Source organism: Massilia sp. DD77 (assembly GCF_036961685.1).
GTDB lineage: Bacteria > Pseudomonadota > Gammaproteobacteria > Burkholderiales > Burkholderiaceae_D > Telluria.
The window spans coordinates 55,856-81,653 of sequence record NZ_JBAMDH010000030.1 but is presented as its reverse complement, the minus strand read 5'-3'; the positions used below and the strand labels follow the sequence as shown (position 1 = coordinate 81,653).

The 25,798-nt window shown below is 67.3% G+C and carries 19 protein-coding genes; 10 read left to right on the top strand and 9 right to left on the bottom strand.

Annotated features, from left to right (window positions below):
* Both V7778_RS18310 and pdxH read right to left on the bottom strand, forming a co-directional pair.
* Positions 1-1,188, bottom strand: a 1,188-nt coding sequence (locus tag V7778_RS18310; RefSeq protein ID WP_335557874.1) for a cyclopropane-fatty-acyl-phospholipid synthase family protein, incomplete at its 3' end; no start/stop codon positions are given.
* A 40-nt stretch (positions 1,189-1,228) separates the two neighbouring features.
* Positions 1,229-2,428 carry a pyridoxamine 5'-phosphate oxidase gene (gene pdxH / locus V7778_RS18305; RefSeq protein WP_335557872.1) on the bottom strand — a complete coding sequence of 400 codons (1,200 nt, stop codon included), beginning with the start codon at positions 2,426-2,428 and terminating at the stop codon, positions 1,229-1,231.
* An 89-nt stretch (positions 2,429-2,517) separates the two neighbouring features.
* Here pdxH and tcdA point away from each other — a divergent pair, with 89 nt between their 5' ends.
* The 3 genes from tcdA (at position 2,518) to cysK (ending at position 5,024) form a co-directional block, all read left to right on the top strand.
* Positions 2,518-3,405, top strand: a complete 888-nt coding sequence (tcdA, locus tag V7778_RS18300) for a tRNA cyclic N6-threonylcarbamoyladenosine(37) synthase TcdA (RefSeq protein ID WP_335557870.1) — start codon at positions 2,518-2,520, stop codon at positions 3,403-3,405.
* 78 nt (positions 3,406-3,483) lie between these two features.
* The gene (locus V7778_RS18295; protein ID WP_335557869.1) at positions 3,484-4,056 is read left to right on the top strand and encodes an FKBP-type peptidyl-prolyl cis-trans isomerase; all 573 of its coding nucleotides are present in this window, start codon (positions 3,484-3,486) and stop codon (positions 4,054-4,056) included.
* Positions 4,057-4,091: 35 nt separating this feature from the next.
* On the top strand, positions 4,092-5,024 hold the full coding sequence (gene cysK, locus V7778_RS18290; RefSeq protein ID WP_335557867.1) for a cysteine synthase A: 933 nt from the start codon (positions 4,092-4,094) through the stop codon (positions 5,022-5,024).
* 83 nt (positions 5,025-5,107) lie between these two features.
* On the opposite strand, the gene V7778_RS18285 is transcribed toward cysK, so the two are convergent.
* Both V7778_RS18285 and V7778_RS18280 read right to left on the bottom strand, forming a co-directional pair.
* Positions 5,108-6,088 (bottom strand): cation diffusion facilitator family transporter, encoded by a 981-nt coding sequence (locus V7778_RS18285; RefSeq protein ID WP_335557865.1) that lies wholly within the window; start codon positions 6,086-6,088, stop codon positions 5,108-5,110.
* Entirely contained in the window at positions 6,085-6,426 is a 342-nt protein-coding gene (locus V7778_RS18280; protein ID WP_335557864.1) for an ArsR/SmtB family transcription factor, read from the bottom strand. Before V7778_RS18280 ends, V7778_RS18285 begins: the two co-directional genes overlap by 4 nt.
* A 141-nt stretch (positions 6,427-6,567) precedes the next feature.
* On the opposite strand from V7778_RS18280, the gene senA reads away from it, so the two are divergent.
* A complete protein-coding gene (gene senA / locus V7778_RS18275) occupies positions 6,568-7,746 on the top strand; it encodes a selenoneine synthase SenA (protein WP_335557862.1) in 1,179 nt (392 codons plus the stop codon).
* Positions 7,747-7,859: 113 nt separating this feature from the next.
* Here senA and V7778_RS18270 read toward each other — a convergent pair whose 3' ends face one another.
* The 4 genes from V7778_RS18270 to V7778_RS18255 all read right to left on the bottom strand — a co-directional run bounded on the left by V7778_RS18270 (position 7,860) and on the right by V7778_RS18255 (position 13,641).
* A complete protein-coding gene (locus V7778_RS18270; protein ID WP_335557860.1) occupies positions 7,860-9,062 on the bottom strand; it encodes a family 1 glycosylhydrolase in 1,203 nt (400 codons plus the stop codon).
* Positions 9,063-9,229: 167 nt separating this feature from the next.
* Positions 9,230-12,028 (bottom strand): M16 family metallopeptidase, encoded by a 2,799-nt coding sequence (locus V7778_RS18265; protein WP_335557859.1) that lies wholly within the window; start codon positions 12,026-12,028, stop codon positions 9,230-9,232.
* 186 nt (positions 12,029-12,214) lie between these two features.
* Positions 12,215-13,111 carry a metallophosphoesterase family protein gene (locus tag V7778_RS18260; RefSeq protein ID WP_335557856.1) on the bottom strand — a complete coding sequence of 299 codons (897 nt, stop codon included), beginning with the start codon at positions 13,109-13,111 and terminating at the stop codon, positions 12,215-12,217.
* Positions 13,112-13,158: 47 nt separating this feature from the next.
* Positions 13,159-13,641 (bottom strand): CinA family protein, encoded by a 483-nt coding sequence (locus tag V7778_RS18255; protein WP_335557855.1) that lies wholly within the window; start codon positions 13,639-13,641, stop codon positions 13,159-13,161.
* 468 nt (positions 13,642-14,109) lie between these two features.
* On the opposite strand from V7778_RS18255, the gene V7778_RS18250 reads away from it, so the two are divergent.
* Both V7778_RS18250 and V7778_RS18245 read left to right on the top strand, forming a co-directional pair.
* Positions 14,110-16,149 carry an ATP-binding protein gene (locus V7778_RS18250; RefSeq protein WP_335557853.1) on the top strand — a complete coding sequence of 680 codons (2,040 nt, stop codon included), beginning with the start codon at positions 14,110-14,112 and terminating at the stop codon, positions 16,147-16,149.
* Positions 16,149-18,728 carry an EAL domain-containing protein gene (locus tag V7778_RS18245; protein ID WP_335557876.1) on the top strand — a complete coding sequence of 860 codons (2,580 nt, stop codon included), beginning with the start codon at positions 16,149-16,151 and terminating at the stop codon, positions 18,726-18,728. The genes V7778_RS18250 and V7778_RS18245 overlap by 1 nt, the downstream gene beginning before the upstream one ends.
* Before the next feature lie 137 nt (positions 18,729-18,865).
* On the opposite strand, the gene thiL is transcribed toward V7778_RS18245, so the two are convergent.
* The gene (gene thiL, locus V7778_RS18240; protein ID WP_335557852.1) at positions 18,866-19,834 is read right to left on the bottom strand and encodes a thiamine-phosphate kinase; all 969 of its coding nucleotides are present in this window, start codon (positions 19,832-19,834) and stop codon (positions 18,866-18,868) included.
* A 242-nt stretch (positions 19,835-20,076) separates the two neighbouring features.
* Between thiL and V7778_RS18235 the strand changes: the two genes are divergently transcribed.
* The 4 genes from V7778_RS18235 to V7778_RS18220 all read left to right on the top strand — a co-directional run bounded on the left by V7778_RS18235 (position 20,077) and on the right by V7778_RS18220 (position 25,793).
* Positions 20,077-22,389 (top strand): NADP-dependent malic enzyme, encoded by a 2,313-nt coding sequence (locus tag V7778_RS18235; RefSeq protein WP_335557850.1) that lies wholly within the window; start codon positions 20,077-20,079, stop codon positions 22,387-22,389.
* A gap of 281 nt (positions 22,390-22,670) precedes the next feature.
* Entirely contained in the window at positions 22,671-23,714 is a 1,044-nt protein-coding gene (gmd, locus tag V7778_RS18230; RefSeq protein ID WP_335557848.1) for a GDP-mannose 4,6-dehydratase, read from the top strand.
* A 10-nt stretch (positions 23,715-23,724) separates the two neighbouring features.
* Complete coding sequence (locus V7778_RS18225; protein WP_335557846.1) at positions 23,725-24,657, top strand: GDP-mannose 4,6-dehydratase; 933 nt, start codon at positions 23,725-23,727, stop codon at positions 24,655-24,657.
* Positions 24,654-25,793: a glycosyltransferase family 4 protein gene (locus tag V7778_RS18220; RefSeq protein WP_335557844.1), complete on the top strand. Its 1,140-nt coding sequence runs from the start codon at positions 24,654-24,656 to the stop codon at positions 25,791-25,793. The genes V7778_RS18225 and V7778_RS18220 overlap by 4 nt, the downstream gene beginning before the upstream one ends.
* The last annotated feature ends 5 nt before the right edge of the window (positions 25,794-25,798 follow it).

Here is a 25,798-nt window from a genome sequence, read left to right as displayed (position 1 = left end):
CGACCACGGAATATCCGCCGCATTCCCGCCCGCCTTGCCGCACACGATCTGGTACAGGCTGATGCGGTCGTGGGCGAAGGCATAGGCGCAGCCGGCCAGGTAGACGTGCCAGATGCGGAAGCGCCTGGCGTCGGTCAGCTTGCGGATCTGTTCCGCGTTCGTTTCGAAGTTCTCGGTCCAGATGGCGCAGGTGCGCGCGTAGTGGCGGCGCAGGTTTTCCACGTCGCGCACTTCCAGCCCGCCTTCCTGCATCGCCCGGATCACCGTGGCCAGGTGCGCGAGCTCGCCGTGGGGGAACACGTATTCGTCGATGAACTGGCCGCCGCCATACGCCGTGGCGCCGTTGTCGGCATTGGTGGTGGTAATGCCGTGGTTCATGACCACGCCGCCCGGCGCCAGCAAAGCGCGCACGCGCGCGAAATATTCCTGCAGGTGCTGCACGCCCACATGCTCGAACATGCCCACGCTGGTGATGCGGTCGAACTGGCCGCCGACGTCGCGGTAGTCCTGCAGCCGGATCTCGATGCGGTCCTGCAGGCCGGCCTGGCGCACCCGCTCGCGCGCCAGGCGCGCCTGGTTCTCGGACAGGGTAATGCCCACGCAGCGCGCCCCGAAATGGCGCGCCGCGCGCAGCGCCAGGGCGCCCCAGCCGCAGCCGATGTCGAGCAGGGTCTGGCCGGGCTGCACGCCGACCTTGCGCAGGATGTGGTCGATCTTGTTCGCCTGCGCCGTCGCCAGGTCTTCCTCGCCGGTTTCGAAATAGGCGCAGGAATACACCATGTCCGGATCGAGCCAGGCGGCGTAGAACTCGTTCGAGACGTCGTAGTGGTAGCGGATCGCCTCGGCGTCCTTTTCCCTGGTGTGCTGGTCGCCGAGCTTGAAGCCGAGGCGGCCGCGCGGCTTGCCTGGCATGGCGCCGGACGCCGCCAGGGCATTGCCGACGTCGATGATGTCGGCTGCACGGCCCTTCACCTCGATCGCGCCTTCCACGTAGGCGCGTCCGAGCTTGTACAGGGAAGGGGAGGTGAGATAGCGCAGCGCCGACTTGTCGGGAACGCGGATGGTGACGCGCGGGGTCTCGGTGGACAGCTCGATCTGTTCGCCGTTCCAGAGTTCCACGCGCAAGGGAACGGACAGTTTGCCGCGCAGGCCTGCGCTCCAGGCCGAAAGCTTGATCTGGTCGAACACGGTCACCTCCGAAGTGGCGGCCGGCCCTGCCTGCGCCGGCCTACGGTTGCAAGCGCTGGCGTGTCCAGCTGCCGTCCGCCTGCCGCTCGTACACGATGCGGTCATGGAAGCGCGAGCGCCGTCCTTGCCAGAATTCGATGCGTTCGGGGATCAAGCGGAAACCGCCCCAGTTCGCGGGGCGCTGCGGATCCTCGCCTGCCTGCCGTGCCACGGACTCGTAGTTCTCCTCGAGCGCGGCGCGGCTGGCGATCGGGGCGCTTTGGTGCGAAGCGATGGCGGACAGCCGGCTCTTGAGGGGACGGCTGCGGAAGTACCGGTCGCTTTCTTCATCAAGGGTGCGCTCCACTCGTCCTTCGATGCGCACCTGGCGTTCCAGTTCACTCCAAAAGAATAACAAAGCTGCAAACTTATTGTCGCGCAAATCCTGTGCTTTCTTGCTGTCGTAATTGGTGTACCAGGTGAACCCGCGCGCGTCGAACTGCTTCACCAGCACGATACGTGAACTCGGCCGTCCTTCGCTCGATACGGTCGCCAACGACATCGCATTCGGCTCGTTGACTTCGGCCTTGAGCGCCTGTTCGAACCACTGCGTGAACTGCTGCATCGGATCGTCCAGCACGTCGTTTTCATTCAGGCTTGCCTGGCCGTAATCCTTGCGCAGGTCGGCCACCGCCTGGCCGACCGCGGGCGCCTGCGTTCCCGCGGCGGCGTCGATGCCGCGGCGGCGCTGCATGGCCTCGCCCAGGCGCGCCATCTGCTCCGGCGAGAACAGGCGCATGGCCATCGGCGCGATCACGCTTTCCTCGCGTTCCATATGGGACGTGTAGCGCTGCACGAAACGCTGCACCGCGCTCGCCGACAGGGTGGAGGCCTCGCCTTCGGCGATCAGCTTGAGCTGCTCGTGCAGGTCCTGCCAGAGGGCGTCCATGTCCTTGTGGTCCTGCAGGATCACCGGCGCCAGCGCCTGCAGGGTGGCCGCGTCTTCGCCCTGGGCCACGGCGCGCAGCATCGGGATCAGGTCCTGCTCCTCGTCCTCGTGGTGCAGGTGGGCCGCCTTGTCGAAGTACTTCAGCACCGCGCTTGCCGCCTGGCGGGCCTGCTCGTCGGCGCCGTGTTCCGGCAGGTGCGAGAGCATGCGTTCCAGGGTGCCCAGCTGTTTGCGGATACGTCCATGGCAGTGCTTGAGGACGGCGATGGGCTGGCCGAAGTCGGGGGCGGGCTCGTGCAGGAGAGTGCTCATATGGCTTTTTGTTGACACGCGAAAATTATTTGATTGACTGAGAATTATTTTAGTGCAGATACGAAAGTTCCGTCCGTTAAAATGGCGGGATGAATACGATCAACACGCATGAATTCGCGGCAGCACTGGAGGAAGAAGTCGACTTTGCACGCCGCTTCGGGGGCATTGCTCGCCTGTATGGCGAGCGTGCACTGGAACGTTTCCGCACGGCGCACGTTTGCGTCATCGGCGTCGGCGGCGTCGGCTCCTGGATCGTGGAGGCGCTGGCGCGCAGCGCGGTCGGCCACCTGACCCTGATCGACCTCGACAACGTGGCCGAGTCGAACATCAACCGCCAGATCCAGGCGCTGTCCTCGACCGTCGGCCTGCCCAAGATCGAGGCCCTGAAACGCCGTATCGCCGAGATCAATCCTTTCTGCAAGGTGACCCTGGTCGAGGATTTCATCGATCCGGACAACATCGAGAGCATGGTCGCCGGCAAGGGGTTCGACTACGTGGTCGACGCCATCGACAGCGTCAAGCCGAAGGCGGCCCTGATCGCCTGGTGCAGCGCCAACGCCATGCCGCTGGTGGTGATCGGCGGCGCCGGCGGCCAGCTCGATCCGACCAAGGTCGAGATCCGCGACCTGGCGCGTACCGAGCAGGAGCCGCTGCTCAAGAAGGTGCGCAAGATCCTGCGCGCGCAGTACGGTTTCGCGCGTGGCGAAAAGAACAAGTACCACATCGACGCCGTGTTCTCGATGGAGCCGCTGCGCTATCCGGAAGCGGAGGACGCCTGCGCCATCGATCCGAACAGCATCACGGGCCTGAACTGCGCCGGCTTCGGCTCCAGCATGGTGGTCACCGCCACCTTCGGCATGGTGGCGGCCGGCCACCTGCTGCGCAAGCTGGCCGACAGCGCGAATGCCCAGGCGCAAACCGGTGCCAAAGCTGTTGCAGTGCAAACTGTGCAAGCCGAGGAGGCCTTGCTATCATAGGATCAAGGGCGCCTCCAGAACCGCCGCGCGCGACGGTTCTGGAGGCGCCCATATTGAATCCTTTTGATGGAAGAGCCCATGATTCGTCGATCCGCCTTCATCGCGCTGCTGCTCGCCGCCGCCAGCGTCCATGCGCAACAGAGCGCGCCGCAGCAGCAGGAGGCCGGCAAGCCGGCCACCCAGCCGCCGCCGGAACAGCAGCAGCCGGCAACCCCGCCAGTCACACCCCCTACCCCGGCAACCGAGGCGCAGCCCACCCAGCCGGTCCAAGCTGAAACCCCCGCCGCCCCCGTCGCACCCGCGCCGCAGGTCGAGATCGTCGACCGCGTGGTCGGCAAGGGCAAGGAAGCCACCCTCGGCAGCAATGTCGCCGTCAACTACACCGGCTGGCTGCACAAGCCGCTGGCCCCCAAGCAGCGCGGCCGCAAGTTCGACTCCTCGCTCGACGCCGGCCGCACGCCGATCGAATTCCAGCTGGGCGCGGGCCGTGTCATCAAGGGCTGGGAGCAGGGCGTGGCCGGCATGAAGGTGGGCGGCAAGCGCACCCTGATCATCCCCAGCGCCCTGGCCTACGGCAAGCGCGGCGCCGGCGGCGTGATTCCGCCCGACGCCGACCTGATCTTCGATGTGGAACTGATGGATGTAAAGTAAGGTTTACTGAACTCGACAACCGGAGGGCTGGCAGGATGAGAATCGCGAACGATGTCACTGAGCTGATCGGCAACACCCCGTTGGTACGTATCCGCAAGCTGGCCGCCGGCAGCGGCGCCGAGATCGTCGGCAAGCTCGAGTTCCATAACCCCGCGCATAGCGTCAAGGACCGCATCGGCCTGGCCATGATCGAGGCGGCCGAGGCGGCGGGGCTGATCGGCCCCGACACCACCATCGTCGAACCCACCAGCGGCAACACCGGCATCGCGCTCGCGATGGTGTGCGCCGCGCGCGGCTACCGCTGCAAGCTGGTGATGCCCGAGACCATGAGCAACGAGCGCCGCATGCTGCTGCGCGCCTACGGCGCCGAGCTGGTGCTCACGCCCGGCAGCGAAGGCATGCTGGGCGCGATCCGCCGCGCCGAGGAACTGGTGGCGGCCGACCCGCGCAACTTCATGCCCCAGCAGTTCAACAATCCCGCCAACCCCGAGGTGCACCGCCGCACCACCGCCGAGGAAATCTGGCGCGACACCGACGGCAAGGTCGACATCCTGGTCGCGGGCGTGGGCACGGGCGGCACGATCACCGGCGTGAGCGAGGTGATCAGGGCGCGCAAGCCCGGCTTCCGGGCCATCGCCGTGGAGCCGGAAGCTTCGCCCATGCTGTCCAAAGGCACCAAGGGGCCGCACCCGATCCAGGGCATCGGCGCGGGCTTCGTGCCGCAGGTGCTCGATACCGGAGCCTATGATGAAGTGATCACCGTGAAGAACGACGACGCCTTCGAGACGGCGCGCGCGGCGGCCAGGGAAGAAGGGCTGCTGGTCGGGATTTCGTCGGGGGCGGCGCTGTGGGCGGCGATCCAGGTGGCTAGACGGCCGGAGAACGCGGGGAAGCTGATCGTGACGATCATTCCCTCGTTTGGGGAGCGGTATTTGAGTACGGCCTTGTACGCGAATCTGGCGGGATAGGCGCTGCGGTTTTTCACGCGAACTTGGCGGAGTTAGTGCCGGTGGCACTAACTCCGCCAAGTTCGCCGCACACCGCTAGCGCCTCAATGCGCATGCTCCCTCAACGCACAATGATGATGCGTCGTCCCTTCCTCCACCTGCAAGGTGCAGTGGTGAATCCCGAAATCCTCCCGCAGGTGCGCCACGATGTCGTCGAGCACCCGGTCCCCCGGATACCCGCCCGGCATCACCACATGCGCAGTCAGCGCCGTTTCGGTGGTGCTCATGGCCCAGATGTGCAGGTCGTGCACCTCGCTCACCCCCGGCCACTTGGCCAGGAAGCCTTTCACCTTGGCCGCATCCACCGAAGGCGGCACCGCGGCCATCGACAGCTGCACCGATTCGCGCAGCAGCGACCAGGTGCCGGCCACGATCACCACCACGATGACCAGGCTCACCGCCGGGTCGATCCAGCTCCAGCCGGTGGCCATGATCACCAGGCCCGACACCACCACGCCCAGTGACAGCGCGGCGTCGGCCGCCATGTGCAGGTAGGCGCCGCGCACGTTCAGGTCGTCCTTGGCGCCCTTCATGAACAGCCAGGCCGAGAAACCGTTGATCGCCACCCCGATCGCCGCGATGACCGACACCGTCGCGCCGGCCACCGGCGCCGGTTCGGCGAAGCGCTGCACCGCTTCCCAGGCGATGGCGCCGCAAGCCACCAGCAGCAGCACGGCATTGGCCAGCGCCGCCAGGATGCTCGAGCCGCGCAGGCCATAGGTGTAGCGCCCGTGCGGCTTGCTCTTGGTAAGCAAGGCCGCGCCCCAGGCCAGCAGCAGGCCGAGCACGTCCGACAGGTTGTGGCCGGCGTCGGCCATCAGCGCCGTCGAGTGGGCGATGAAGCCGTAGGTGAACTCGATCGCCACGAACAGGGTGTTGACCGCGATCGCCAGGGCGAAGGCGCGGCCATTGCCGCTGGGGTCGGGCAGGTGATGGTGATGGTGGCCGAACCCGTGTCCGTGGTGATCGTGGCTGTGGTCGCGATCGTGGCTGTGTTCGTGATCGTGGTGATGGTCGTGCTTCATGGGTCCATTCCATTGGCAGGCTCGGCGATGTGCTCGAACATGTTGGTGAGCAGGCTGCTGATGTGGGCATCGGCGGCCGAATAGAACACCTGCTTGCCCTGGCGCTCGGCCTTGAGGACGCGGGCGGCGCGCAGCAGGCGCAGGTGGTGGCTGACCAGGGAGCTGGACAGCGCAAGCAGGCCGGCGATGTCGCCCACCGCGGTCGGCCGGGCCAGGCAGGCCAGCACGATGCGCAGGCGGGTGGGGTCACCCAGCAGGTGGAAGAGGTCGGCCAGCTGGTCGATGGCTTCCGGCGGCGGGGCCTCCGCAAGGAGGGCGTGGTCGTGATGTGTGGTCATGCAGGGTCGTCGCATTCAACATGTGAAGAATTGTTCATATGTTAGATGAAGCGCGGGAAGGCGGCAAGCGTGTTCTGCATGTGCTTGGTTTTCATTGGCGGCGGACCGATAATGAGCATCATTTCTTGCTGGAAGAGTGCGATGAACACGTCGTTTCGAACTGCCGCACCGAAGGTCCTGGCGCTTGCGCTGGAAGATGCGCGCGCCCGCACGCTGGCGCTGTTCGACCGGTTCGCCGAAGCCGGCATGGACGATCCGGCGAACCTTCCCCTGCTGGCCATCGTCAATCCGCCGCTGTGGGAGCTGGGGCACATCGCCTGGTTCGCCGAGTGGTACATCCTGCGCGGCGCGCGCTCGAGCGCTCCAGGTTCCGCCCCGCGGCCTTCGCTGCTTGCCGGCGGTGACGCCTGGTTCGACTCCAACAGCATCGCCCACGACACGCGCTGGTCGCTCGGCCTGCCGCCGGCGGACGAGATCAAGGCCTACGGCCGCGCCGTGCTCGACGGCGTGCTGGCAAGCCTGGCCAGGGAAGAGGACGAGGACGCCACGCTGTATTTCTACCGGCTGGCCCTGGCCCACGAAGACATGCACGGCGAAGCCTACGCCTACACTCTGCAGACCCTGGGCCTGTCCTGGCCCAGGCAGCTCGGCATGGCGGGCGCGCCGCCGACCACGGCGGGCGAACTGCACCTCGCCGGCGGCGCGGTCGAGCTGGGCAGCCGGGCCGGCGCCGGCTTCGTCTTCGACAACGAGAAGTGGGCGCATACCGTGGAGCTGGCGCCCTTCGCCATCGATGCCGGACTGGTGAGCAACGCCGAGTACGCCCGCTTCGTCGCCGCCGACGGCTACCGTGATGCACGTCTCTGGACCGAGGCCGGCCGGACGTGGCTGGCGCAACAGGGCGCGCAGGCGCCGCGCGGCTGGCGGCGCGAAGGAGAGGACTGGTACGTCCCGCGTTTCGGCCAGCCCGTGCCGCTGGCGCCCGGCGAAGCGGTGCGCCATGTCAGCCTGCACGAGGCGCAAGCGTATTGCGCCTGGGCCGGACGCCGCCTGCCGAGCGAAGCGGAGTGGGTGCATGCGGCCGCGCATCCCGGCTTTTGCTGGGGCGGATTGTGGGAGTGGACCGCGTCGCCCTTTGCCGCCTACCCGGGCTTCGCCGCAGACGCCTATCGCGAGTATTCGGAACCCTATCTCGGCACCCACCAGGCGTTGCGCGGCGCCTCCTTCGCCACCCCGGAGCGCCTGCGCTCGACCGCTTTCCGAAATTTCTATGCGCCCGGGCGCAGCGACATGTTCGTGGGCTTTCGGACCTGCCGCTGAGCGCCGTCGCGGGCGTGGCTGGCGATGAGCGGATCAAGCCTTCGATGCCGGTGCGACGGTCTCGGGACTAACGGCCAGTTTCAAGTTGGACAGGCGGTTCGAGTTGGACAGGCCTAATGCAGGCAAATGAAATCGTTCCCCACCCGGTGCCGCCAGGTATGGATCAGGTCGCGATAGGCTTCGCCCACCGGCCGCACGTTGCGCTCCAGGTCGCACAGGCCATACTGGTTGACGTTGCCGGCGTCCAGCGTGAGCGCGCTGTCCCAGTCGACCTGGTCCACCAGGCTGTACCAGGTGAAACCGAGGATGGGCACGCCGTCGGTCTTCAGGCGGATCAGGTTCGACCACTGCTTCGCGAGCCAGGCGCTGGCATCCTTCTCGCCGTTGCCGGCGTCGCGGTTGTTGGTCTCGGTGTGCATGACCGGAATGCGGTAGCGGTGGTAGTACTGCTGGGTGATCACGTAGTAGCCGAACATCTCGCAGGCGTGGGTCTTGCCGTCCGGGTAGATCAGGTGCTCGTTGGTGGCGTAGTAGTCGTTCCCCATGATGCACACCGGCTTGACGCTGCGGTTGAGGAAGAAGTGGTAGTCGGCGCGCGTCATGCCGTGGTCGAACAGGTATTCGTACATCCGGCCGCTCACGTCGTGGCCGTAGGTCAGGTCCAGGGCCAGGAAGCGCAGCTCGTTCATGTGCCGCGCCACCTCCATGGCTTCGGGGCCGCTGGGATGGAAGTATTCGGACGATTCGCTCTGTACGAACTTGGCGTTCGGCTGGACCCGCATGATCGCTTCCGTCGCCAGGATGTTGGCCCTGGCCAGGTTCCGGATGGCCGTGACGAAGGCGCGGTCCGAGGACAGGCGCTCGTTCCACAGGCCGTCGTGGGCCGAGAACTTGGCGGTGATGTAGATCTCGTTGATCGGCGTGTACAGTTCCACCCAGGGATAGCGCCGCGCGAAGGCGTCGGCGTACTCGGCGAAGAAGGGTGCGAACTCGGGATTTTGAAAATCGCCCAGCCAGTCGGGCAGGCCGAAGTGGCAGAGGTCGACGATGGGCTTGATGCCGCGCTCGCGGATCTCGGCGAACACCTCGTCGGTGAAGCTCCAGTCGTAGCAGCCCGGTCCCTGGTGCACCCGGTAGTAGGGCGGGCCGTAGCGCAGCGCGTCGATGCCGAGCGCGCTGACCAGGCGCATGTCTTCCTTCCAGTGCCGGTAGTGGCCGGTCTTTTCCATCTCATCGATACGCCGGGAGGCGCCGTCGCGCCCGGCGACGACCGGATAGCTGCCTTCGATCCCGGTCGCAAACAAGAACCTGTGCATGGCGTGCCCCCTTGTCACCGGTGGACTCGTCCATCACCGGTGATTTCATCATCCTGCCAAATCCGGGGCCGTGCAAGCTTTTAGCGAAGGCATTTGTAATCCTTTGTAAGCCTTAGGCGTCTGCGCAACGGTCCGCGTTCGCCCGGCTTTTGCGCACGCCGTGACCGCTACTTCCCTTTCAGCTGGCCGTCGTCGTCGCGGACCTCCGGCGCACCGAGCGCCAAGGGCTGCAGCTGCGGCAGGATCTTCTTGCGGTCGCCGACGGCGACCACGATCATCTTCTCGGGCGCGAGGTGCTTGCGCGCGGCTTCCTGCACCTGCGCCGCGTCGACCTGGGCGAAGCGGCGCGGCAGGCCGGCGTACCAGTCGGCCGGCAGGCCGTAGACGAACAGCTCGGCCAGGCTGGCGCCGACCTCGCCGCCGGTCTCGAACTGGCCCGGCAGCGACAGCAGCTGGGCGTCGCGCGCCGCCGCCAGCTCGTCCGCGGGCAGGGGGTGGTCGCGCATGGCGTTCACCTCGCGCAGGATCTCGCGCACGGAGGCGCCGGTGGCGTCGCGCTCGAAGCTGCCGGCGATGACGAAGGGGCCGGGGGTGCGGTCGTAGCGGAAGCCCGAGTAGACGCCATAGGTATAGCCCTTGGTCTCGCGCAGGCTGTTGTTGAGCCGGCTCGAGAACATGCCGCCCAGGGCGCCGTTCATGACCTGCAGCGCGGCGTAGTCCGGGGTGTCGCGCGCCACGCCGATGGCGGTCACGCGCAGCGCGGTCTGGCCGGCCCCGGGCTGGTCGACCAGCACCACGCGCGCGCCCGTGGTGGCGGGCGCGCCCACGCCGGCCGGCGGCGCGGCCTGGCCTTGCCAGGCGCCGAAGCGCGCCTCGGCCAGTGCCCGCAGCTCGCCCAGGGAGAGCTGGCCGCTCACCACCAGCGCCGCATTCGCCGGCACGTAGTGGCGGCGCCAGAACTCCTGGATGTCGTCGCGCGTGGTGGCGCGGATCGCCGCCTCGGTGCCGAGCTGGCCGTAGCCCTTCGGATGGCGCGCGCCGTAGAGCGCGCCGGCGGCGGCCACCGCGGCCACCGCATCCGGCTCCTCGCGCTGCTGGATGAGTTCACCCAGCCGGTCGGCGCGCTGGCGCTCGACCTCGGCGTTGGGGAAGGCGGGGCGCTGCACCACGTCGGCCATGATCTCGAGCGCCTGGGCGAAGGTCGAGCGCAGCGCGAGCAGCGAGACGAAGGTGGCGTCGGCGCTGGTGGCGCTGTCCATGAAGGCGCCCAGCTGGGCCAGCTCGTCCGCGACCTGCGGCGCACTGCGGGTAGCCGTGCCTTCCTCCAGCATCTGGGCGGTGAAGCCGGCCAGGCCCGGCAGGCGGGCCGGATTGGCGGCGCTGCCGCTGCGCAGCACCAGCTGGGCCGAGACCAGGGGCAGGGCCGGGTTGTGGTGGTGGATCACGGTCAGGCCGTTGGCCAGCTTGAAGGACTCTCCCTTGGGCAGGGTGAAGCTGGGCGGCGGGCCCGCCTTGGGCGGCTTGGCGCGCCAGGGTTCTGCGCCGTTGATGTTCGCATGCGCGGCCGCTTTCGCAGCGGGGGCGGCTTTCTTCTTCGGCGGGCGCGGATCGTGGATCACCGGCTGGCCGGGAACGCCGGTCACTACCGCGCGCGCATCCTGCCCGAGCCAGGTCCGCACCGCATCGCGTACGGCCGCCGCATCCACCCGGCGCAGGCGTTCCAGGTCCTTCGGCAGGTAGCCCGGGTCGCCGGTGTACTGGTTGTAGTGGTTGAGCTGGTCGGCCAGGCCGTCGCCGCCCAGCTTCTCGATCGAGGACAGCAGGGCGGTCTCCAGGCTGTTGCGGGCGCGCTCGACCTCGCGGTCGGAAGGGCCGACCTCGCGCAGCTGGGCCAGTTCGGCGTCGATCGCGGCTTCCAGTTCGCGCGCCGTGTGGCCGGCGCGGGCGGTGACGTCGATCACGAAGGTCGAGGTGAGCCCGTAGGAGTTCTGGGCCGCATCCACGTCCTGGGCGATCTGGCGCTCGTAGACCAGCGACTTGTACAGGCGGCTCGACTTGCCGCCGCCGAGAATGGTGGCGGCGACGGCCAGCTCGATGTCGCCCGGCTGGTAGGCCGGCGGCGTGAGCCAGCCCATGAACACCCGCGGCAGCTCGACGCGGTCGGGCACGGTGACCCGGCGCTCGCTGGTGATGGGCGGCGTGACGACGCTCGGGCGCGCCACCGGCGGGCCGCGGCGCAGGCTGCCGAAGTAGCGCTCGACCAGGGCGCGGGTCTTGGCCTTGTCGATGTCGCCGGCGATCACCAGGCTGGCGTTGTTGGGACCGTAGTAGCGGGCGAAGAACTGGCGCACGTCGTCCAGGCGCGCGCCCTGGATGTCGGCATGCGAGCCGATCACCGAGGCGTAGTAGGGATGGCCCTTGGGGAAGAGGGTATGCGACAGCGCTTCCTCGACGATCCCGTAGGGTTCGCTCTCGACGCTCTCGCGGCGCTCGTTGCGCACCACGTCCTGCTGGTTGCTCAGGGCTTTCTGGTCGAGCACGTCCAGCAGGTAGCCCATGCGGTCGGCGTGCACCCATAGCGCCAGCTCGAGCTGGTTGGACGGCACGGTGTCGTAGTAGTTGGTGCGGTCCAGGTCGGTGCTGCCGTTGCTGTCGGTGGCGCCGGCGCCTTCCAGCAGGCGGTCTGCCAGGCCGCGCGGGATGTGGCGGGTGGCGGCGAACATCATGTGCTCGAACAGGTGGGCGAAACCGGTCAGGCCGGGGGCCTCGTTGGCCGGACCCACGTGGTACCAGAGGTTGACGGCGACGATGGGCAGGCGGCGGTCTTCGACCAGGATCACCTGCAAGCCATTGGGGAGTACGTATTTATCGAATGCGACCACGGGTAAAGGGGCTGGGGGTTGGGCCAAAACGGGGGCGGGGCGGAAGCTTAGCAGCAATACGGCCAGGATGACGAGCGCTTTCATGCGGCTCTCCATGCGGCGCGGGGGCGCCATCATAATTGAAAAAGACGCGACCGCATCGTCGTCCCCGCGGAGGCGGGGATCCAAGTTTGCATGCACGGTGGCCAATGTCGACTTGATCGGCTGCGGAACGAACTCGGGTCCCCGCCTTCGCGGGGATGACGGTGGTGTGAAGCCGGTGGTGCAAGCTTAATGGCATTCCCCCCTCCCACGATCCATCACCGCCCCCGCCGGCACCTTCTCCGGCGCGGCCGGCAGGAATTGCCACTCATAGGCCCCCTCAAACAGCCGCAGGCGCAGCACGCCGTCGAAACTGGCCTCGCGCACCTCGCTGTTGGGCGTGAACTGGAGGAAGGGCGTGGCGTAGGCGCCCCCTGTGCCCACCACGAACTGGCGCAGGCCGCGCGCCCGGTCCAGCCGGCCGTCGGCATCCTGGGGCGCGAAGCGTTCGTAGTCGTGGTCGTGGCCGGACAGGACCAGTTCGGCCCCGGCCCCGTACAGGATGCTCCATGCATCCCGCATGCGCCCCGGCCCGAGGTGCCCGCCCGAGGTGTACAGCGGATGGTGCCAGAAGGCCAGGGTGCAAGGCGAGGGCGCGCGCGCCAGCTCGGCGCGCAGCCAGTCGAGCTGGGCGGCGTGCCTGGCGCCGGCCAGGTTGCTGTCGAGCGAGATCACCAGCCAGCTGCCCAGCCGCACGCTGTAGTAGCCGCGTCCGGCGCGGGCGCCGAAATAGGCGAAATAGGGCGCCGCGTCCCTGGTTTGGTATTCGTGGTTGCCGGGCGTGGGCCAGGTGCGCTCGCGGAAGCGTCCCCAGGTGGGCGCGTAGCAATCGGCGAATTCGCGCGCCGCCCCGCGCGGGTAGGTGTGGTCGCCCAGGGTCAGGACGGAGGCGTCGGGATCGGCGGCCAGCAAGCCTTCCACCAGCCTGCCGGTGGCGGCCGCGCCCGACCATCGCGGGTCGGGGTGGACGCAGCGGGCGATGTCGCCCGCGGTGTAGACGGTATGGACTGGTCCGGACGGAGCGGAAGCGGAAGCGGAAGCGGCATGGCCCGCCACCGGCGCCAGGGCGGCCAGCGGCAGGGTCATGGCGATGAGCCCATGGCGTGGCCTGCCAGGCATCCGGTGCGCGCGGCTTATTCGATGAAGCGCAGCAGCCCCCGCAGTGCGTGCGCCACGGTCTGCTCGCGCACCGACTGGCGGTCGCCCGAGAACACCAGGCGCTCGGTATAGGTGCTGTCGCCGCGCGACCAGCCGAAGCAGACCGTGCCGACCGGCTTGCCCGGCACCGCACCCGTGGGACCGGCGATGCCGGTGGTCGACACGGCGACGTCGGCGTTGCTGTTGGCCAGGGCCCCTTCCGCCATCTTGCCCGCGACTTCTTCGCTGACCGAGCCGAACTGGGCGATCATGGCCGCCGGCACGTCCAGCAATTCGGTCTTGGACGCATTGGAATAGGTCACGAAGCCGCACTCGAACCAGCCGGTCGAGCCGGCCACTTCGGTGATGGCTTGCGAGACGCCGCCGCCGGTGCACGACTCGGCGGTGACCAGCAGCAGCCGCTTGGCCTCCAGGGCCCGCCCTACCTGGGTAGCAAGATCGATGAGTTCGTTCGTCACGTCTGTCTCCTTTCGTTGCTTTGCGGGGCGGGCGGCGGGCCGCAGTGGAACCCCGGGGACGGCGGACGGGGTCGTCCGCGTCCGGTCCATTCTAGCGCGCTGAGGACCGTCATGGCATGGCAAATCCGGCAAAATTTGCTGTCCAAACATCGGACGACCGTTTACAGTGCAAGCGCCCCCACGGGAACAAAAATGTTCCGTGCGACATGATGCACGGGCGTACTGCTATGCTGGTTGCCCGACGGGCGCCGCTGCCGGCGCCCCGCCGGCGTCCCCTTTCCCCGTTTTTGTAGGACCTGAGCATGCCGCACGTACCGATCGCGCGAAGCCAAGCAGGGCCGCCAAGGCCGTGAGCACGCCTGCCGCAGTCCCTTCGCCATCAGCCTGCGCGCCGGCTGCCGGGCCTCGCCGCGTATTGACGCCGGCAAGGATGCCGGGCCGCAGGCGCGGACCCGTCCAGGAGGAAGCATGAGCCGCCAGCGCTCGATCCGCAGGAAGCTGGCCCAGGCGGTGATGGCGACGACCTTCGTCGCGCTGCTGGTCTCGATCGCGATCGTGGTCGGCTACGACCTGCGCAGCTACCACCGCGCGCTGGTGAACGACCTGACCACCCAGGCCGAACTGGTCGGCCACATGACCTCGGCCGCGCTGACCTTCGACGACCCGCGCCTGGCCAACGAGAACCTGGCCCTGCTGCGCACCCGCCCGCTGGTGCGCGCGGCCGCCATCTACGACGCGGGCGGCGAGCTGTTTGCCTCCTACGCGGCGGCCGGCGAGGGCCGCCCGGTGTCCCAGCGCCTGGATGCGGCCGCCCTCCAGGCCGGCGAGGACGAGCTGGTCGTCCAGCAGCGCATCGTCGAGAACGGCGACATGCTCGGCACCGTGGTGGTGCGCGCCGCCAGCGGGCAGGTGCAGCGCTTCATCGACTACCTGGCGATCGGCATCGGGGTCACCCTGCTGGCCATGGGCGCGGCCTGGCTGCTGATGTGGCGCCTGGGACGGCGCCTGACCGCGCCCCTGACGGCAATCACCGCGATCGCGCGCGAGGTGGTGGCCACGCGCGACTATTCGCGCCGGGCGGCGCGCACCAGCGACGACGAGGCCGGCGAGCTGGCCGACTCCTTCAACGCCATGCTGACCGAGATCGAGCAGCGCACCCGCGAGCTGGAAAATTCCAACAGCGCCATCGTGCGCGAGGCCCAGGAACGTACCCGCGCCCAGCAGGAAGTGATGCGCCTGAACGAGCAGCTCGAGCGGCACGTCGACGAGCGCACCATGCAGCTGGCGCTGGCCAACGCCGAACTGGCCAACGCCATCGAAGAGGCGCGCAACGCCAACCAGGCCAAGTCGGCCTTCCTCTCGTCCATGAGCCACGAGCTGCGCACCCCGCTCAACGCCATCCTCGGCTTCGCCCAGATCCTGACCTCGAACACCCTGCCATCCACCCTGGAACAAAAGAAGGAATTCGCCAACCACATCCTCAAGTCGGGCCGCCACCTGCTCACCCTGATCAACGAGATCCTCGACCTGGCCAAGGTGGAGTCGGGCACGGTGACCCTGTCGATGGAGCCGGTGGCGCTGAGCGACACCCTGCTCGAGTGCCGCACCATGGTCGAACCGATCGCCGCCAGCCGCGGGGTCAAGGTGCTGTTCCCCGACGTGGCGGGCGCCGTGGTGCTGGCCGACCGCACCCGCCTCAAGCAGGTGATGCTGAATCTCCTGTCGAACGCGGTGAAGTACAACCGCGAGTCGGGCGCGGTGGTGGTGAGCTGCGAGCAGAGCGCGCCGGCGCGCCTGCGCCTGTCGGTGCAGGACACCGGCCAGGGCCTGGGGCCGGAGCAGGTGGCAAGCCTGTTCCAGCCCTTCAACCGCCTGGGCCAGGAAGGCGGGGCCCAGGAAGGCACCGGCATCGGCCTGGTCGTGACCAAGCGACTGGTCGAGCTGATGGGCGGCGAGATCGGCGTCACCAGCAGCCCCGGCGTGGGCAGCGTGTTCTGGATCGAGCTGGCCGCCACCTCTCCGCTGGCTTCGGCCCTGCCCGAAGGCGGTCCGGAAGAGCATGCGGCGGCGGCCCCCGCTCCGCTCGAGGGCGAGCCGCACCTGCTGCTCTACGTCGAGGACAATCCGGCCAACCTGCGCCTGGTGGAAGAGATCGTGCGCTTCCGTCCCGACCTGCGCCTGCTGTCCGCGCCCGACGGCCACATCGGCCTGCAGCTGGCGCGTGCGCACCGGCCCGAATTGATCCTGATGGACCTGAACCTGCCGGGCATGAGCGGCATCGAAGTGCTGCGCCAGCTGCGCACCGACCCCGAAACCGCCGCCATCCCCGTGATCGCCCTGACCGCCAACGCCATGGCGCGCGATATCGAGCGCGGGCGGGCCGCGGGCTTCCACCGCTATCTCACCAAACCGATCGACATCGACAAGTTCACTGAAGCGATTGACAGTACGCTGGCCCATCTGCAAGGACGCGGAGGCATGCCGGCTGCCGAAAGGAAGGCTGATTGATGATTTCCCTGTCCGACATCCGGCGCGCGCGCATCCTCGTCGTCGACGACGAGCCTGTGAACGTGCAGCTGCTCGAGTACCTGCTCAAGACCACCGGCTACGAGAACGTGTTCAGCACCAACGACCCGCGCCAGGTGGTGTCGCTGCACCTGAAGCACCGCTTCGACCTGATCATCCTCGACCTGCACATGCCCGGCATGGACGGCTTCGACGTGATGGAGGCGCTCAAGCCGCTCGAGAGCGACTCGTGGCTGCCGGTGCTGGTGGTGACGGCCGAGCCGGACAAGAAGCTGGCGGCGCTCGAGGCGGGGGCGCGCGACTTCATCGGCAAGCCCTTCGACACGGTCGAAGTGATGACCCGCATCCGCAACCTGCTCGAGGTGCGCCTGCTGCACCGCGAGTCGCTCGACTACGGCGCCCAGCTCGAACGCGAGGTGCGCGAGCGCACCGCCGAGCTGGCGCGCTTCCGCGGTGCGATGGACGCGACCCCGGACGCGATCTTCCTGATCGACACGGCCGGCATGGCGATGGTGGACGTGTCGGACGGCGCTTGCCGCATGCTGGGCTTCTCGCGCGACGCCCTGATGCGCATCGAGCCGGTGGCCCTGGGCCTGGCCTCGCGCGCGCAGCTCGAACGCCTGATGGGACACGCCGAAGCAAAGAAGGACGAACCGCGCGAAGACATTGTCGAGACCGAGCTGCTGCGCGCGGGTGGAGAAGGCTCGGTGCCGGTCGAGATCAGCTGGAAGCTGCAGGACCTGGGTAGCAGCAGCATCCTGATCGCCGTGGTGCGCGACATCAGCGAGCGCCTTCACGCGGCCGAGCGCCTGCGCCACGCGGCCAGCTACGACGCCCTGACCGGCCTGCCCAACCGCACCCTGTTCTTCGAAAACCTGGATGCGGCGATCGAGCTGGCCAAGGACAAGCGCTGGCGCGTGGCGGTACTGTGCATTACGCTCGACCGCTTCAAGGTGATCAACGATTCGCTCGGCACCATGCTGGGCGACGAGCTGCTGCGCCAGTTCAGCACCCGCCTGGTGCGCAGCGTCAAGATGCGCGAGCTGGTCGGGCGCCTGGGCGGCGACGAGTTCGCGCTGATCCTGACCATGCAGCGCGACCAGCAGGAAGCCGTGAACGTGGCCAACGACATCCGCGAGACCCTGCGTGCGCCCTTCGACCTGCACGGCCAGCGGGCCGCGCTCACGGCCAGCATCGGCATCGCCATGTACCCGGACGACACCACCGATCCGGGCGCCCTGGTCAAGTACGCCGACGCCGCCATGGTGCGCGCCAAGGAGGCGGGACGCGACGGCTACCGCTTCTTCACGTCCGGGATGAACGTGCAGGTTCTGGCGCGCCTGGACCTGGAGCTGGCGCTGCGCGGCGCGCTGGAGGGCGGCCAGTTCGTGCTGCACTACCAGCCCAAGCTGGAACTCAACACCGGACGCATCTCTGGCGTGGAGGCGCTGCTGCGCTGGCACCGGCCGGGCTACGGCCTGGTGTATCCGGCCGAGTTCGTGCCGGTGATGGAAGAGACCGGGCTGGTGGTGCGGGTCGGGGAATGGATCATCGACGAGGCCTGCCGCCAGATGGCGGCCTGGAATGCGGCCGGGGTGCGCGACGTGCGGGTGGCGGTGAATGTGTCGAGCCGCCAGTTCACCGAAGGCGACCTGGAAGCGGTGATCCGCGACGCGCTGGCGCGCCATGGGGTCGAAGCCGGCCAGCTCGAGCTGGAGCTGACCGAGAGCGCGCTGATGGTCAACGCCGAGCACACCACCGAGGTGCTGCACCGCCTCAAGCAGCACGGCATCCGGGTCGCGATCGACGACTTCGGCACCGGCTATTCGAGCCTGGCCTACCTCAAGCGCTTCCCGATCGACAAGCTCAAGATCGACATCGCGTTTGTCCGCGACATCATCAACAACCCGGACGACGCGGCGATCGCGCTGGCCATCATCAGCATGGCGCACAGCCTGCACATGCAGGTGATCGCCGAGGGCGTGGAATCGCGCGCCCAGATGGCCTATTTGCGGCGCCACCACTGCGACGAGATCCAGGGATTCCATTTCTCGCGCGCGCTGCCGGCCGATGAGCTGGGCCAGCTGGTGCTGGACAACCGCGCGCAGCCGGACAAGATGCCGAACACCGACGACAAAGTCCAGAGCCTGCTGGTGGTGGACGACGACGTCAACGTGCTGACCGCGCTGCACCGCCTGTTCCGGCGCGACGGCTACCGCGTGCTGACCGCCGCCACGCCGGCGGAGGGCTTCGAGCTGCTGGCGCTGTACCGGGTGCAGGTGATCCTGTGCGACCAGCGCATGCCGGCCATGAGCGGGACCGAGTTCCTCAGCAAGGTCAAGGAGATGTATCCGGAGACGATCCGCATCATCCTGTCCGGCTACACGGGCGTGGAAACGGTGCTCGATTCGATCAACCGCGGAGCGATCTACCGCTTCTATACCAAGCCGTGGAACGATGCGGAACTGAGGGACAATGTACGGCATGCGTTCCGCCATTACTGGATGACGTATGGGCCGTTCGATGACCGGAAGGTGCCGCGGGAGGGGAATGAGTCCTGAGTTGGCTTTTGATCCGTCATCCCCGCGAAGGCGGGGACCCAAGTTCCCGTGCGTAGCCGATAGCGCTGCACATGGCCCCTCAAGCAAACTTGGGCCCCCGCCTTCGCGGGGGTGACGTAGTGGGGTAGCGGGCCGAATTAGGTTGTGGCGAAGTGATCCCACCCCTTCAAGCCCAGATCGAGCGGCGTGCCATCCGCATCCACCAGCCGCAGCCCCGGCTCCGCCTCGATCCTCCCGACGCGCGTCACCGCCGTCCCGCTCTCCCTCCCCGCCGCCAGCACCGCCTCGCGATGGGAAACCGGCGCCGTGAAACACAACTCGTAATCATCCCCGCCCGCCGCCGTGAAGCGCCGCCGCAGTGCGAGCGGCTGGCGCGCCAGCACCGGTCCCGCCGGCAAGGCATCCACATCCAGCGTCGCGCCGACCTGCGAGGCCGCCAGGATATGCCCCAGGTCTCCCACCAGCCCGTCCGAGATGTCGAGCGCGGCATGGGCGACCGGCGCCGCCGCCAGCGCCAGCCCCAGCGCTACGCGCGGAGCAGGCATGTGCATCCGCAGCGCCGCCTGCTCGTGCGCCGCCGGATCGAGCTCGGCTTCCTTCCAGTAGCCCGCCAGCGCCAGGCGCGCATCGCCCAGGGTCCCGGAAATCCAGATATCGTCCCCGGGCCGCGCCGCATCGCGCCGCAGCGCATGGCCGGGTGACAGCTCGCCGAACACGGTGATGCAGATGTTGAGCGGCCCCTTGGTCGTGTCCCCGCCGACCAGTTCGCACTCAAAAGCGTCGGCCAGCGCGAACAGCCCGGACGAGAACCCTTCCAGCCAGGCCGGATCCGCTTTCGGCAGCGCCAGCGCCAGGGTAAAGGCGAGTGGCCGCGCGCCCATCGCCGCCAGGTCGGACAGGTTCACGGCCAGGCTTTTATGGCCGAGCATGCGTGGATCGGCCCCGGCGAAGAAATGGCGGTCTTCCACCAGCATGTCGGACGAGATCGCGATCTGGCGGCCGGGGGAAGGCGCCAGCAGGGCGCAGTCGTCGCCGATGCCCAGCACCGCACGGCCCGGCCGTCTGCGCTGGAAATAGTGTTTGATGAGATCGAATTCGGAAAGCATGGCGCGATTGTACAGGCCGGAAGCGAGTGGAAAACGGCCGGCCGGCTGCCGGCTGTGATACCGATCCCGGTATCGAACAAGGGAGCGGCGTGATCGCTGTATCGGATTAGCCGATAAGCAGGGTGCATTTATTTGTTAAGCCGATGAGTTTACCCTTGACTTGATGAAAATACGTAGTCTTTGTCAACTGCCCGTCTGATAAAATTGGAGGTTCCCCTCTAGTATCAGGAAGGCTGCCCAGCATGGACTCGTCATCGGACAAGAAAGAAGAATTACGTCAACAACTGCGTACGGCAGCACTCGAATATCACCAGATTCCCCGCCCCGGCAAGATCAGCGTCACTCCTACCAAGGGCCTGCTGAACCAGCGCGACCTGGCCCTGGCGTACTCGCCAGGGGTGGCCGCGCCCTGCGAAGAGATCGTCAAGGATCCGGCGAACTCCTATAAATACACCGCGCGCGGCAACCTGGTTGCCGTCATCTCCAACGGCACCGCCGTCCTCGGCCTGGGCAACATCGGCCCGCTGGCGTCCAAGCCGGTCATGGAAGGCAAAGGCGTGCTGTTCAAGAAATTCGCCGCGATCGATGTCTTCGACATCGAGATCAACGAAAACGACCCGGACAAGCTGGTCGACATCATCGCCTCGCTCGAGCCCACCTTCGGAGGCATCAACCTCGAGGACATCAAGGCGCCCGAGTGCTTCTACATCGAGCGCAAGCTGCGCGAGCGGATGAAGATCCCGGTCTTCCACGACGACCAGCACGGCACCGCCATCATCGTCGGCGCCGCCATCATCAACGGCCTGAAGGTCGTCAACAAGAACATCAAGGAATGCAAGCTGGTCGTCTCGGGCGCCGGCGCGGCCGCGCTGGCCTGCCTGGACCTGATCGTCGACCTCGGCTTCCCGATCGAGAACATCTATGTCACCGACCTGGCCGGCGTGGTCTATAAAGGCCGCGCCGAGCTGATGGACCCCGACAAGGAGCGCTTCGCCCAGGACACCCCGCACCGTTCGCTGGCCGAAGTGATCCCGGGCGCCGACATCTTCCTCGGCCTGTCGGCCGGCGGCGTGCTGAAGCAGGACATGGTCGCCAAGATGGCGGCCAACCCGCTGATCCTGGCCCTGGCCAATCCGAATCCGGAAATCCTGCCGGAAGACGTCAAGGCCGTGCGTTCCGACGCCATCATCGCCACCGGCCGTTCGGACTATCCGAACCAGGTCAACAACGTCCTGTGCTTCCCCTACATGTTCCGCGGCGCCCTGGACTGCGGCGCGACCACCATCACCCGCGAGATGGAAATCGCGGTGGTGCATGCGATCGCCGACCTGGCCCACGCCGAGCAGTCGGACATCGTGGCCTCGGCCTACGGCATCAGCAACCTGTCCTTCGGTCCGGAATACCTGATCCCGATGCCTTTCGATCCGCGCCTGCTGACCCACATCGCCCCGGCCGTGGCCAAGGCGGCGATGGACGGCGGCGTCGCCACCCGCCCGATCGCGGACCTGGTCGCCTACGCCGACAGCCTGCAGCAGTTCGTCTACCGCAGCGGCACCTTCATGAAGCCGCTGTTCCAGATCGCCAAGAGCGCGCCGCCGGAACTCAAGCGCATCGTCTACGCCGAGGGCGAGGACGAGCGCGTGCTGCGCGCGGTGCAGGTGGTGGTCGACGAGAAGCTGGCGCGCCCGATCCTGGTCGGCCGTCCGGCGGTGCTGGAAAAGCGTATCGAGAAGTTCGGCCTGCGCCTGAAACTGGGCCAGCACGTCGACGTCATCAACCCCGACTTCGACGAGCGCTACCGCGACTACTGGCAGTCGTACTACGAGATCGGCATGCGCAAGGGCGTGACCATCGACATGGCCAAGCTCGAAATGCGCCGCCGCCACACCCTGATCGGCGCCATGATGGTGCACAAGGGCGACGCCGACGGCCTGATCTGCGGCACCTACGGCACCACCCAGATGCACCTGCAGTACATCGACCAGGTGCTTGGCAAGCGCGCCGGGACCAATGTGTACGCCGCGATGAACTTCCTGATCACCCAGGACCGCCAGCTGGCCATCGTCGACACCCACGTCAACGAGAACCCGAACGCCGCCGAACTGGCCGAGATCACGGTCATGGCCGCCGAGGAGATGGAGCGCTTCGGCATCTGCCCGCGCGCGGCCCTGCTGTCGCACTCGAACTTCGGCACCGCCAACAGCGAGTCGGCGCAGAAGATGCGCGCCGTCCTGCCGCTGGTGCAGCAGAGGAAGCCGGACCTGGAAATCGACGGCGAGATGCACGGCGACACCGCGATCGAGGCCAAGGTGCGCATGAAGATCATGCCGCACTCGACCCTCAAGGGCGACGCCAACCTGCTGGTCATGCCGAACATCGACGCCGCCAACATCTCCTACAACCTGGTCAAGAGCGCGGCCGGCAACGGCATCGCGATCGGCCCGGTGCTGCTCGGCTGCGCCCGTCCGGTCCACATCCTGACTCCGTCCTCGACCGTGCGCCGGATCGTCAACATGACCGCGCTGTGCGTGGTCGACGCGGTCTCGGAACGCTAAGCCGCTGCATAGATCAGCCCGTTTGACGCCATATTGCGTTGCGTCAAATGGGCTGTCACTTCTTTGTCACAAGTCGTCTCCAATTTGTCACTTCGCAAATACATGCGTAACAATCGGTAAGCGCTTGGGTTACCCTAGCGTTTTCACGGCATAATGTTCAGATTAAGTGTTGCTTTTCTTGCACGACTTTCTATCGTGCAAAGGGAACATGATCCCGCTCTGTTACAATCCGGGCTGATCCGTCTGGCGCCCGCGAGACCACCCATCTAGAACCTACAAACATGCAAACAACAAAAAGAGCCCTGATCACCGGCATTACCGGTCAGGACGGCGCCTATCTGGCGCAGTTGCTGCTGGAAAAAGGCTATCACGTCACCGGTACGTATCGCCGCTCCAGTTCCGTCAACTTCTGGCGCATCGAGGAACTCGGCATCGCCGCCCATCCGAACCTGAACCTGGTCGAGTATGACCTCACCGACCTGTCCTCCAGCGTGCGCCTGGTCGAGAGCAGCCGTCCGGACGAGGTCTACAACCTGGCGGCCCAGAGTTTCGTCGGCGTGTCCTTCGAGCAGCCGGTCGCGACCGCCTCGATCACCGGCCTGGGCGCCGTGAACCTGCTGGAAGCCATCCGCATCGTCAACCCGAAGATCCGCTTCTACCAGGCGTCGACCTCGGAGATGTTCGGCAAGGTGCAGGCCATCCCCCAGGTCGAGGACACCCCGTTCTACCCGCGCAGCCCGTACGGCGTGGCCAAGCTGTACGCCCACTGGATGACGGTGAACTATCGCGAGTCCTACGGCATCTTCGGTTCCTCGGGCATCCTGTTCAACCACGAGTCGCCGCTGCGCGGCCGTGAGTTCGTCACCCGCAAGATCACCGACTCGGTAGCCAAGATCGTCCTGAACAAGCTCGAGGTGCTCGAACTGGGCAACCTGGACGCCAAGCGCGACTGGGGCTACGCCAAGGAATACGTCGAAGGCATGTGGCGCATCCTGCAGGCCGACCAGCCCGACACCTTCGTGCTGGCGACCAACCGCACCGAGACCGTGCGCGACTTCGTGACCATGGCCTTCAAGGGCGCGAACATCGCGGTCGAATGGAGCGGCAGCGGCGAGAACGAAGCCGGCCACTGCGCCCGCACCGGCAAGCAGCTGGTGCGCGTGTCGCCCAAGTTCTACCGTCCGGCCGAAGTCGACCTCTTGATCGGCGATCCTTCCAAGGCCAAGCGCGAGCTGGGCTGGGAGCCGAAGACCACGCTCGAAGAGCTGTGCCAGATGATGGTCGACGCCGACCTGCGTCGCAACGAACTGGGCTTCTCGTTCTGATATGGAGCGCATGGCCACGGATGACATCCCCGTCTTCCTCGGTGGACGGGAAGGCGAGGGCCGGCGCGCCCTCATCACCGGCCTGCGTGGTTTCACCGGCCACTACCTGGCGCAGGAGCTGAGCGCCGCCGGCTACCGTGTCTATGGCACCGTGATGCCGGGCGAGGAGCTCGGCCCGGACATCCACCCGGTCGACCTGCTCGACCGCGCCGCCGTCGCCGACATGGTCGAGCGCGTCCAGCCGGACGTGGTCGCCCACCTGGCCGGCATCGCCTTCGTGGCCCATTCGAACGCCGAACTGATCTACCGCGTCAACGTGGTCGGCACGCGCAACCTGCTCGAAGCCCTGAGCGCGGGCGGCCACCGCCCCACCAGCGTGCTGCTGGCCTCGTCGGCGAATATCTACGGCAATGCCAGCGTGCCCGTCATCGACGAGAACGTGCCCCCGGCGCCGGCCAACGACTACGCCGTCAGCAAGCTGGCCATGGAATACATGGCGCGCCTGTGGATGGACAAGCTGCCGATCACGATCGCGCGCCCGTTCAACTACACCGGTGTCGGCCAGGCCGAAAATTTCCTGCTGCCGAAGATCGTCTCCCACTTCCGCCGCAACGAACGCCGCATCGAGCTGGGCAACCTGGCGATCGCGCGTGATTTTTCCGACGTGCGCATGGTCGCGCGCAGCTACCGCCGCCTGCTGGCCGTGGCGCCGGCCGGCGAAGCCTTCAACGTCTGCTCGGGCAGCTCGCATTCGCTGGCCGACCTGATCCGGATGATGAGCGACATCGCCGGCTACCACATCGATGTCCAGGTGAATCCGGCATTCGTGCGCGCCAACGACGTCCTGCAACTCAGCGGCAGCAACAGCAAGCTGACCGCCGTGGTTGGCCACCTCGATCCGACGCCCCTGTGCGATACGCTGCGCTGGATGTACGAGGCGTGAAGTCCGGCGGTCTCAGCGTCGGGCTCGGCACGACCATGATCGAGCCGGGCCTGACCGGCGGCCGCCTGGACGGGATCGGCGTGTATACGCGCGCGCTGCTGCGCCACCTGCCCCAGGCCGGCTGCGCGGTACAGCCTTTTTCCTGGCCGCGCCCGCGAACGGGGAAGGCGGGCATCAGCATCGGCGCCCCGATGCCGCAATCCTTCGAGCAAGCTTCCCTGGTCGACCTCGCCACGCCCGCCGCGCACCGCGTGCACATGCCGGTCGACGTCTTCCACGCCACCGACTACCGCATCGTGCGCATGGATTGTCCGGTGGTGGCGTCGCTGCATGACGCCTTGCCGATCAAGTATCCCGAATGGTGCAACCCGCGCCTGCGCACAGTGAAGAACTGGCTCCAGCGCAAGGCCGCGGCCAAGGCCGACCACGTGATCGCCCTGTCGCACTTCGCGATCGACGAACTGGTCGAATGCTTCGGCGTCGATCCACGCCGCATCTCGGTGGTGCCCTGCGGCGTCGACGACGAATGGCTGGAGGTGCCGGAACCGGCCGCCGTGGCGGCCACCCTGGCTGCTAATAAATTGCAGCCCGGCTATTTCCTGACTGTGGGAACTTTGCAGCCGCGCAAGAACATCGGCCGCCTGATCGATGCCTGGCTGATGCTGTCCCCCAGCCTGCGCGCCGAGCGCGCCCTCGTCATCGTCGGTGCGCGCGGCGCGCGCAGCGAGGAACTGGCGGCCCGCATCGCGGCCGTGCAGGCGGACGGCGAGAACCTGGTCTGGCTCGATTCCCTGACCGATCCCCAGGCCTTGCGCCATGTGTACGCGGGGGCCGGGGTCTTCGTGTTTCCCTCGCTGTATGAAGGTTTCGGCATTCCCGTGGTGGAAGCCTTTGCCTCGAACGTGCCGGTGGTGGCGTCGAATGCCAGCTCGCTGCCGGAAGTGACGCAGGGCGCGGCGCTCGACGTCGACCCCCTCGATGCCGGCCAGATCATGGAAGCCATGCGCACCCTGGCCCAGGACGGCGCGGCGCGTGCGCGCTGCATCGCCGCCGGCCGCGTGCGCGCCGAACGACTGACCTGGCGGGCGACCGCACGCCTGACCCTCGATGTGTACCGTGCAGTCCTTTCGCAGTAAGCTTT

Bases quoted from the DNA above. Each gene is read 5' to 3' on its own strand.
- V7778_RS18280 (WP_335557864.1), bottom strand. From the start codon at position 6,426: ATGACCACACATCACGACCACGCCCTCCTTGCGGAGGCCCCGCCGCCG.
- pdxH (WP_335557872.1), bottom strand. From the start codon at position 2,428: ATGAGCACTCTCCTGCACGAGCCCGCCCCCGACTTCGGCCAGCCCATC.
- V7778_RS18250 (WP_335557853.1), top strand. From the start codon at position 14,110: ATGAGCCGCCAGCGCTCGATCCGCAGGAAGCTGGCCCAGGCGGTGATG.
- V7778_RS18235 (WP_335557850.1), top strand. From the start codon at position 20,077: ATGGACTCGTCATCGGACAAGAAAGAAGAATTACGTCAACAACTGCGT.
- V7778_RS18270 (WP_335557860.1), bottom strand. From the start codon at position 9,062: ATGCACAGGTTCTTGTTTGCGACCGGGATCGAAGGCAGCTATCCGGTC.
- gmd (WP_335557848.1), top strand. From the start codon at position 22,671: ATGCAAACAACAAAAAGAGCCCTGATCACCGGCATTACCGGTCAGGAC.
- tcdA (WP_335557870.1), top strand. From the start codon at position 2,518: ATGAATACGATCAACACGCATGAATTCGCGGCAGCACTGGAGGAAGAA.
- V7778_RS18225 (WP_335557846.1), top strand. From the start codon at position 23,725: ATGGCCACGGATGACATCCCCGTCTTCCTCGGTGGACGGGAAGGCGAG.
- V7778_RS18245 (WP_335557876.1), top strand. From the start codon at position 16,149: ATGATTTCCCTGTCCGACATCCGGCGCGCGCGCATCCTCGTCGTCGAC.
- senA (WP_335557862.1), top strand. From the start codon at position 6,568: ATGAACACGTCGTTTCGAACTGCCGCACCGAAGGTCCTGGCGCTTGCG.
- V7778_RS18295 (WP_335557869.1), top strand. From the start codon at position 3,484: ATGATTCGTCGATCCGCCTTCATCGCGCTGCTGCTCGCCGCCGCCAGC.
- thiL (WP_335557852.1), bottom strand. From the start codon at position 19,834: ATGCTTTCCGAATTCGATCTCATCAAACACTATTTCCAGCGCAGACGG.
- V7778_RS18265 (WP_335557859.1), bottom strand. From the start codon at position 12,028: ATGAAAGCGCTCGTCATCCTGGCCGTATTGCTGCTAAGCTTCCGCCCC.
- cysK (WP_335557867.1), top strand. From the start codon at position 4,092: ATGAGAATCGCGAACGATGTCACTGAGCTGATCGGCAACACCCCGTTG.
- V7778_RS18285 (WP_335557865.1), bottom strand. From the start codon at position 6,088: ATGAAGCACGACCATCACCACGATCACGAACACAGCCACGATCGCGAC.
- V7778_RS18260 (WP_335557856.1), bottom strand. From the start codon at position 13,111: ATGACCCTGCCGCTGGCCGCCCTGGCGCCGGTGGCGGGCCATGCCGCT.